This is a genomic window from Salinicoccus albus DSM 19776 (genome assembly GCF_000385175.1).
Classification (GTDB): Bacteria; Bacillota; Bacilli; order Staphylococcales; family Salinicoccaceae; genus Salinicoccus; species Salinicoccus albus.
The window spans coordinates 36,300-45,477 of the sequence record NZ_ARQJ01000016.1; the positions used below are offsets into that span (position 1 = coordinate 36,300).

General features: G+C 45.0%; 7 protein-coding genes, 6 tRNA genes and 1 rRNA gene. 1 reads left to right on the forward strand and 13 read right to left on the reverse strand.

Annotation, left to right across the window (positions count from 1 at the left end; translation table 11 throughout):
- Window positions 1-201 precede the first annotated feature (201 nt).
- From glmS to G343_RS0101805, 5 genes are all read right to left on the reverse strand, one after another.
- Window positions 202-2,004: a glutamine--fructose-6-phosphate transaminase (isomerizing) gene (gene glmS, locus G343_RS0101785; protein ID WP_020006405.1), complete on the reverse strand. Its 1,803-nt coding sequence runs from the start codon at window positions 2,002-2,004 to the stop codon at window positions 202-204.
- A 560-nt stretch (window positions 2,005-2,564) separates the two neighbouring features.
- On the reverse strand, window positions 2,565-3,920 hold the full coding sequence (glmM, locus tag G343_RS0101790; RefSeq protein WP_020006406.1) for a phosphoglucosamine mutase: 1,356 nt from the start codon (window positions 3,918-3,920) through the stop codon (window positions 2,565-2,567).
- A gap of 35 nt (window positions 3,921-3,955) precedes the next feature.
- The gene (locus tag G343_RS0101795) at window positions 3,956-4,891 is read right to left on the reverse strand and encodes a CdaR family protein (RefSeq protein ID WP_020006407.1); all 936 of its coding nucleotides are present in this window, start codon (window positions 4,889-4,891) and stop codon (window positions 3,956-3,958) included.
- Window positions 4,878-5,702 (reverse strand): diadenylate cyclase CdaA, encoded by an 825-nt coding sequence (gene cdaA, locus G343_RS0101800; RefSeq protein WP_020006408.1) that lies wholly within the window; start codon window positions 5,700-5,702, stop codon window positions 4,878-4,880. The genes G343_RS0101795 and cdaA overlap by 14 nt, the downstream gene beginning before the upstream one ends.
- A 22-nt stretch (window positions 5,703-5,724) precedes the next feature.
- Window positions 5,725-6,672 (reverse strand): helix-turn-helix domain-containing protein, encoded by a 948-nt coding sequence (locus G343_RS0101805; protein WP_020006409.1) that lies wholly within the window; start codon window positions 6,670-6,672, stop codon window positions 5,725-5,727.
- A 163-nt stretch (window positions 6,673-6,835) separates the two neighbouring features.
- Between G343_RS0101805 and G343_RS0101810 the strand changes: the two genes are divergently transcribed.
- Entirely contained in the window at window positions 6,836-7,294 is a 459-nt protein-coding gene (locus tag G343_RS0101810; protein WP_020006410.1) for an ArsR/SmtB family transcription factor, read from the forward strand.
- Between the two features lie 61 nt (window positions 7,295-7,355).
- Here G343_RS0101810 and rocF read toward each other — a convergent pair whose 3' ends face one another.
- From rocF to rrf, 8 genes are all read right to left on the reverse strand, one after another.
- Window positions 7,356-8,270 carry an arginase gene (rocF, locus tag G343_RS0101815; RefSeq protein WP_020006411.1) on the reverse strand — a complete coding sequence of 305 codons (915 nt, stop codon included), beginning with the start codon at window positions 8,268-8,270 and terminating at the stop codon, window positions 7,356-7,358.
- 157 nt (window positions 8,271-8,427) lie between these two features.
- Window positions 8,428-8,500: transfer RNA gene (locus G343_RS0101820), tRNA-Lys, on the reverse strand.
- A 1-nt stretch (window position 8,501) separates the two neighbouring features.
- Window positions 8,502-8,576 (reverse strand) — tRNA-Gln (locus G343_RS0101825).
- Between the two features lie 11 nt (window positions 8,577-8,587).
- Window positions 8,588-8,671: transfer RNA gene (locus G343_RS0101830), tRNA-Tyr, on the reverse strand.
- 1 nt (window position 8,672) lies between these two features.
- Window positions 8,673-8,748: transfer RNA gene (locus tag G343_RS0101835), tRNA-Val, on the reverse strand.
- Between the two features lie 6 nt (window positions 8,749-8,754).
- Window positions 8,755-8,826, reverse strand: a tRNA-Glu gene (locus G343_RS0101840).
- 37 nt (window positions 8,827-8,863) lie between these two features.
- A tRNA-Asn gene (locus tag G343_RS0101845) sits at window positions 8,864-8,938 on the reverse strand.
- 19 nt (window positions 8,939-8,957) lie between these two features.
- Window positions 8,958-9,072: ribosomal RNA gene (rrf, locus tag G343_RS0101850) — 5S ribosomal RNA — on the reverse strand.
- Window positions 9,073-9,178 lie beyond the last annotated feature (106 nt).

Here is a 9,178-nt window from a genome sequence, read left to right on the forward strand (position 1 = left end):
ACGGTCCAAAATATCCCCAATGTAATAAACCAATAGTTACGCCTCAAATTAAAATCACCTCGCTTAAGAGACTTGTGTAGTGTTTTCCATAAAAACACCCCTTTAGATAATCATATCCAAAGGGGTGAAACGGTTCATCTTTCTTCAAAACGGTTTAACTTTATTTCAAAGCCACATATATGTGCCAAGTCTCAACTATTATTACTCCACTGTCACTGATTTTGCCAGGTTCCTTGGTTTGTCTACATCATTGCCGCGATGCAGTGCCGCATAGTAGGAAATGAGCTGATAGACGACAACGGATACAAGCGGTGTGAGCATTTCATGCACGGGCGGGATGACGTAAGTATCACCGTCCTGATCCAGGCCGTCCATTGAAATCGTGCAGACTTTTGCCCCGCGGGCCTCTACTTCCTGGGCGTTGCCCCGGATGTTCAGATTCACTTTTTCCTGGGTGGCCAATGCGAATACGGGTGTGTTTTCCTCGATAAGTGCGATGGTGCCGTGCTTCAGCTCGCCACCGGCGAACCCTTCTGCCTGGATGTACGAGATTTCTTTCAGCTTGAGCGCACCTTCCAGGCCGACATAGTAATCCATCGTTCTGCCGATGAAAAAAGCGTTTCTTGTGGTGCTAAGATACTCGTCGACGATTTGCTCTATCTTTGGTGCATCATCGATAATTGCTGTGATTGCCGTGGTGACTTTTGCGAGTTCCTGCATCAAGTCAAAATCGGTATTTCTCCCCAGTTCTCTTGCTGCGACCTGCGCAAGAATAGAGAGGACGGCAATCTGGGCAGTATATGCTTTTGTCGAGGCTACTGCGATTTCCGGACCGGCATGCAGTGTCAGTGTCTGATCTGATTCACGCGACAGTGTGGAGCCAGGAACATTCGTCACTGTCAGTGCCGGGTGGCCGAGTTTTTTTATCTCCACCAGTACCGCCCGGCTGTCGGCTGTTTCTCCGGACTGTGAGATGAATATGAACAGCGGGTGTTCCGACAGCATCGGTGTATTATACACAAACTCTGAAGCAACGTGGACTTCTGTCGGCACCCCTGCCCATTTTTCAAAATATTCTTTGCCGATCAGACCGGCATGGTAGCTTGTACCTGCCGCGATGACATATAATCTGTCTGCATCTTTAAGTTGTTTGATGATTGCAGGATCGATTTTAAGGCTGCCTTCTGCGTCCTGGTATTCCTGGATGATATTCCTCATGGTGCCCGGCTGGTCGTTGATCTCTTTAAGCATGAAATGGTCATACGTACCCTTCTCCGTATCACTTTCATCAATTTCTGTGTAGAAGGAATCTCTTTCCACTGGGCTGCCTTCTGAATCTTTGATGACGATGTTATCTTTTTTAAGGAGAACAACTTCTCCATCCATCAATTCTATGAACTCATTGGTGACTTGCAGCATCGCCATCGCATCGGAGGTGATGACATTGAAACCTTCCCCTTTTCCAAGGAGTAGCGGGGATTTATTCTTAGCAACATAGATGATTTCCGCATCCGCTTCATCCAGCAGTCCGACAGCGAATGAACCGTGTACCGTCTTCAGCGCTTTGTTGAAGGCAACTTCTGTCGTCAGTCCTTCATTGGCAAAGGTTGAGATCAATTCCACAAATATTTCTGAATCCGTGCTGGAAACCAACTCAATGTCTCCGAGATATTCATTTTTGATCTGCTCAAAGTTTTCGATTACACCGTTGTGGACGATTGTGAAACGGCCGTCTGAACTTTGGTGCGGATGGGCATTCACCACTTCCGGTACTCCGTGCGTCGCCCATCTTGTATGCCCGATCCCGATGGTGGAATCAAAGCTCATATCCACTTTCTTTCTAAGATCTGCAATTCTGCCTTTCTCTTTGAAAACTTTAACGTCTTTATCATCTCTGATACCGATTCCTGCAGAGTCATAGCCGCGATACTCCATTTTTTCCAAACCTTTTAAAAGAATCTCTTTTACATCATTATTTCCGATATAACCTACAATTCCACACATATGCATACTTCCTTTCTGCTCACTGAAAAGTTTCCAGTGCTCTGTCCTGCCGGTCACCCGACAGCTTTAACATCTGGTTTCACGAATACTTCAGTATCCGGGACAGTATCCGCCGAAAATCGATCACTGTCCTCCTCGTCAGCAGATTTAAAATTCTGCTCAGGCGCTATTCCGATTGCCTTGCTTGCCTCGACCCTCCTTTTTAGTCAACATTCACATTGTAATGGATTAAAGTGACTTATTCAATATGTATGATCAATCCCGGCAAGGAAAACTATTCAGCTCCATTCAAAAAAGCTGGGACATACTCCACAAATAAACACTTTCGTATTTTAAGTTGATCAAACTCAACAATCAAAGCAGGCAGTGTTTATTTGCGCTATATAAAAGTTCAGTAGGGGCGTGGGGGGTCTCTCGGTCTCGTCAGTTTCTCAATCCCGGGACTCGCCTCTTTCTCGGTCTCATCGATATGACGACGCCGGGGAGACGGCTGATCTCTCACTTTCCATCAGCTTCCATTCAAAAAGGCTGATCCATTTTATGGACCAGCCTTTGCCTTATTACTGTTCATCCAATCCCATTTCAGTTTGGACGATCTCTGCAATTTCTTGACTGTATTCACCTGCGAGTTCTTCTGTCGCTGCCTCGACCATTACACGGACGAGCGGTTCTGTCCCGGAAGCACGGACCAGAACCCGTCCGTCTCCATCCATGGCCGCTTCAACATCGCTTATTTTGGCTGAGACGACCTCATTGTTAACGACGTTATATTTATCAGTCACACGCACATTAACAAGTTTCTGAGGGAATTTTTCCACCTGTGCAGCAAGTTCACTCAGCTTTTTCCCTGACTGTTTGACGATTGAAGCGAGATGCACACCTGTTAAAAGGCCATCCCCCGTCGTATTGTAATCCATCATAATAATATGGCCGGATTGTTCTCCCCCCAGGGAATATCCGCCTGATTTCATCTCTTCGACGACGTAGCGGTCACCAACTTTTGTTTTATTACTGTTGAGCCCGTGTGCCTCCAGTGCTTTATAGAACCCGAGGTTGCTCATCACAGTGGACACGACCATATCATCCTTTAACAGATTCTCTGATTTAAAGTGCTGGGCCAGGATAAACATAATTTTATCCCCATCAACAATTTCACCATTTTCATCCACGGCAATGACCCGGTCGCCATCACCATCAAATGCCAGACCGAAGTCAGCCGCCTCATCTTTAACCAACTCAACAAGCTGTTCAGGATTTGTCGAACCAACACCCTCATTGATGTTTGTACCATCCGGATTGCACCCGACAGTGACAGTATCTGCTTCCAGATCGCCGAACAGATACGGCGCCAGCTTGTATGTGGAGCCATGAGCGCCATCTAATGCGATTTTCATCCCATCAAGGTCGGTGTCCACCGTGGATTTGAGATAGCTTACATATTTCTGGCTGCCTTCAAAGTAATCGGATTTATGTCCGAGCGCTGTGCTCGTCGGTCTCGGTGTCTGATCATTGTCATCATCTATCAGCGCTTCTATCTCTCTCTCCTGGACATCGCTGAGTTTGAAACCGTCAGAACCGAAGAATTTGATACCGTTATCGGCGACAGGGTTATGGGAAGCAGATATCATGACACCTGCATCTGCATCGACTTCTTTAGTCAGATAGGCAACGCCCGGTGTAGAGATGACACCGAGTCTCATCACTTCTGCACCGATTGAAAGCAGCCCAGCAACCAATGCAGATTCGAGCATTTCTCCTGAGATACGGGTATCCCGTCCGACAAGGACTGTAGGTTTCTCATCTTTTTTACCGGATACTTCGTATCCGCCAAATCTGCCCAGTTTAAATGCCAATTCCGGAGTAAGCTCCGTATTCGCAACGCCTCTCACTCCATCAGTTCCAAAATATTTACCCATGTTGTTCTCCTTTTTAGTTGAGTTATGTGTGCGTGTCATTCTTCTGCTATTTCTATATCCGCCTGCAGTACGGCAGGTTCAGTTTTACTGACTTCTTCCGGGACATTTAATTCTACATCCTGAGTTTCGGATTCACTGAGGCCTTCAACATCCACCTCTGCATCAATAGAATCAATCTGAGACAAAATTTCCTCACTGCCGAAAACTTCGACTTCATCATAATTGAGCGTGACATCGTTCAGCGTATAGCCATCCGCGACATCACCCGTCACTTCATAATCGACAGGAACCTGTTCGCTCCGCTCCGCGACTTCTATCTCGACCCTGACCGTTTCCGGATCGACCCTGACATCCAGCCTGTTGAGCTGAGAATCAAATACAGCGATTTCGGCTTCTTCTACCCGATTTTCTGTGATTCTCGCACTCTCACTCAAAGTGGCACGTACATATTGTATACGATTCATCTCACTTTCACCACCCATCACAGTAACCGTCTCAGGACTTACTGTCACATTGGTCGTATGATGATTCGGGCCGATTCTGCTTTCACTGACCTCTGCCTCCACTTCGTATGTTTCCGTGACAAGCTCCTGAATGGTGAGGCTCGCAGTTTCCGGTCTCACTTCCGCCGTCACATTTTCAGGCAGACCCTGGACGGTGAAGTACTCTTCATAATCTCCGACGCCGCTCTCGCTCAAATTCAGTACAACATCAAAATCCCGTGTCGTCTGCAGCCGTTTGACATTAGAATTGTTGCCGTATAGCTGTACATTCACTGTCTCAGGCACACCTGAAACATAATACTCCTCTTCATCATACATCATTTCAACCGGCACACCTTCTATAACCTCTGATCCCCCATCTTCTTCTTCGGAATCTATGACGTTTTCAAACACATCATTGACTGAAAGGAACATGAACAATGCGAGAAGGAGTGCAACAAACCTGAGTCCCCATTTACTTTCTAGCAAATACTCCGCCTCCTTCCTTCAATGCCGGCAGAAGGACCCAATGGGTCTGCAGCATGTTATCCAGTTCTTCCAATGAAATTTCTTTCGTCAACGTACTGTCATATGTCACTGAAACATTTCCGGTCTCTTCCGACACAACCACCGTGAAGGCATCTGTAACTTCAGACAGACCTAATGCTGCTCTATGTCTTGTGCCGAGACTTTTAGCTATTTTACTGCTGTCTGAAAGTGGTAAGTAACTTGCCGCTGTGGCAATCTTATCCCCTTGTATGATCATCGCTCCGTCATGCAGCGGCGTATTTGGCACGAAAATATTGATCAGCAGTTCTGAGGACACATTGCCATTGATCGGTATGCCTGTCTCGATGTAATCCTTAAGCCCTGTTTCTTTTTCAAATACAATCAGAGCGCCGATGCGCCTTTTAGCCATATATCTGATCGATTTAACCATTGCTTCCCGCATTCTCTCATGTTCGTCTGAACTTGTACTGGCCGAAGAAGTACGGAATAAACTGCCCCTGCCAAGCTGTTCAAGCGCCCGTCTGAGTTCCGGTTGAAATATTACGATAATTGCCAGAAAACCCCATTCCAATACAGTGTCGAACATTTGTGTCGTTGTTGCCAGATCAAAGAAATTACTGATTGCCCGTCCAATTAATATAAAAAATATCCCCTTGATCAATTGGATCGCTTTCGTACCTTTCATCACAGTAATTAACAGGTACAAAACATACCAAACAATCAGCAGATCAACAATGCTGGTGATGATTGAGGCGGTGGTGATATTTTCAAAAAGATTGTCTGTCTGCATACTTCGTCCCTCTCTTAGTATTTCAAATAAAATCCAGTCGTTCCTGCAGCATACTGTATATGCCGGCTAAGACTGTATCCCCCTTAAATGTATCCGCATTGAATGCTGCAGACTTGAAACGGTCTTTAAATTCTTTTATATCACCGTTCTTATAGCTGCCATAACAGCTGAGAAGCACCATGGACTGTAAGTTTGAATTAACAGTAATATCCTCAAGCTTGTCAAAGTTCCCGAGCATCGCATTATTTTTTGCTTCCAGCAGATCCAGTGATTCCTTCCTGTAGTCAATATGGAGGATTACAGACTGTTTTCTTATGCGGTCAACCACTCTGGCCGAAGTAAAATACTCTTTTTGTAAATGATAACATCCTGCGATTTCAAATAGAATCCTGATTATTCCAAGTTCGAGGTCAGATACTTTCAAAATAAGGTATAAAGTATCTTCGAGCAGATCCAGCGCTTTTGCCACTTCGCCTTTAGAAGCCAGTATATCGGACTTAAGAACAACTGCGTCTATGTATGCCTGGTTGACCGATCCGGTGGATAACAGGAATACTGCCTGGTCCACATGCAATTTCTCTTTCCTTGAATCCCCTGTCTTATTATAATACTTTGCATAGATAAGGTGTATGCGGCCGCTGTCGTGCGCAGGGATCTGATCGACATGTTCATATTCCTTTTCAATAAATGAGCGTACGACCTGATAATCCTCCTGCTCTATCTTTTGCTCGTAATATGCAATTTCACGCAGTATCTCTACATCATTGTAGCGGAAATGGGACACTTCCTGCATGAAATCATTGACAGAACAATTCAATCGTTCGCTTAATTTGATCAGAACATTGGTTGAGGGATGCACACTCCCTTTTTCTATCAGACTGAGATAAGTTCTGGAAATGATACCATCCGCTAATTCTTCCTGTGTCAAATTATTGTTGTTGCGTATCTCTTTAATTCGCTGACCAATCATAATGGTGCCCCTTTCACAATTATAACAGTTTCATCATACCAAATTCGCAATTATGCAACAAATGATTAATGGATTATCACATATGTCAAATTAATGTAAATTTATTTGACAAGCTATTTACTGTTAATCATACTATAAATATATTCTGGGAGGGGTGTTCTTCATGAAAAAATTACTGGTTATTGAAAATCTTGCTCAACTTAAGAGTGTCAGCGACCCATTTAGAATAGAACTGCTCACTATGCTTGGAGAAAAACCGAAGACGGGCCAGAATCTTGCCGATGAACTTGACATACCAAGAGCAAAGATACACTACCATCTAAATGAACTTATGAAAAATGGGATTATCCATGTGGTCAAAACCGAAGAAAAAAACAGTATCATACAAAAGTTTTATGAACCAGTTGCCAAAAAAGTCGTGCCGAATATTGATTTATTGAAGTATGTCCCGGATGAAAAGAAGAAAGACAGCATGTCTTATAATCTGCGCATTAAAGAAGAGGAGCTCAGTCAGTTCAAGAAGGAATTGAAAAATTTCGTCAAAGAAAATTCCAAGAAGAAAAGTGCGGAGAATGTCAGCGATTATAAAGTGCAGATCATGCCTTTGGGCGAAGAAGAGTAATATTTACCTGCCACACATTTTAAAAGGTACATCACCAGGAGTGACGTACCTTTTCATGCGTCTACAATTGTTTCCTCCCAAATAGGAAAGAGGCAGTTTCCACCGCTTTCTCAGCAGTCATGTTTTTATTATCAAGCAGGGGATTAACTTCAACAAGATCCATGGATGTGACCATGTCCGAATCATAAAGTACAGACATTGCCACCTGTGACTCAAGAAGTGTCATACCGCCATCCACCGGTGTGCCTGTTCCGGGTGTTTCTATCGGATCCAATGCATCAACATCCAGTGACAAGTGCAGTCCGTCGACCTCCCGCTCTTTTAGGTGGCCAACAGCCCGTTTCATCACTTCGGCAATCCCCATCTCCTTTATATCAGTCGCTGTAAACGTCAGAATATTATTATCTTTGATATATTCTCTCTCTCCGGCATCCAGATCCCTGACACCAATCAGGACCACATTCTCATGCTTGACCTTCACATCCGGATGATGGAGATTAACGAGGCTGTCATGACCGAGGCCGCATGAAATCGCCAGCGGCATCCCATGAATATTTCCTGAAGGTGAACTCCCGCTGTCATTTAAATCACCATGGGCATCAAACCATATGACACCCATATTCTCATAGTACGAGCTGATGCCAGCTATTGAACCGATGGACAAGGAATGGTCCCCCCCGAGTATTAAAGGAAAGCGGCCCAGTTCAACCGAATTGTCCACTTCCTCAGCCAGCTCAATATTAAAATCTTTCACCTCTTCAAAATTAAGAAGACCAGCTTCTTCCTTTACTGAATGATGCACAGGGTCCACTTTATATTGACCAGAAATATTACCTCTGTCATCAACATTCATCCCCTGGGTTTCTAAAGCCTCTACAAGACCGGCATACCTGATTGAATCAGGGCCAAAATCCACGCCCAGCTTCGGCTGGCCGAAACACATTGACGCACCTATAATATCTACCTTATGATTCATAAAATTACCCCTTTATATTTCAACTCTTCCTTAAGTCTATACAACACAGCATTTTTATGCAACGATTTATAAAAATGTAAAAATTATATTTTATATGTATAATAATTTCTCCAACTTGAAACAAAAAAAGACACCTTCATAAGAAGATGTCAGTTGATGAGCCATAGAGGAATCGAACCTCTGACCCTCTGATTAAAAGTCAGATGCTCTACCGACTGAGCTAATGGCTCATGGCTGGGCTAGCAGGATTCGAACCTACGCATAATGAGACCAAAACCCATTGCCTTACCACTTGGCTATAGCCCAATAATATTAGATGGTGGAGGGGGAGAGATTCGAACTCCCGAACCCGAAGGAGCGGATTTACAGTCCGCCGCGTTTAGCCACTTCGCTACCCCTCCGTGGTGGAGAATGACGGGGTCGAACCGCCGACCCTCTGCTTGTAAGGCAGATGCTCTCCCAGCTGAGCTAATTCTCCAGGTAATGACCCGTACGGGACTCGAACCCGTGTTACCGCCGTGAAAGGGCGGTGTCTTAACCGCTTGACCAACGGGCCAGGATATAAATATGTAAGATTTTAAATCTTAAAAATATGGCTCCACAGGTAGGACTCGAACCTACGACCGATCGGTTAACAGCCGATTGCTCTACCTCTGAGCTACTGTGGAATAACATAAAAAAAGCACTGCCCGGCAGCGTCCTACTCTCACGGGACGTCAGTCCAACTACCATCGGCGCTGGAGCGCTTAACTGCTGTGTTCGGCATGGGAACAGGTGGAGCCGCTCCGCCATCGCCACCGGACAATGTCTGTGAATGCCTGTGCATTCAAAACCGGATAGAAGCAATTCCTGCGCAGTCCGCCGACCACGGTCGTCATCAATTCGTTGAATAAGTCGTCGATCGATTA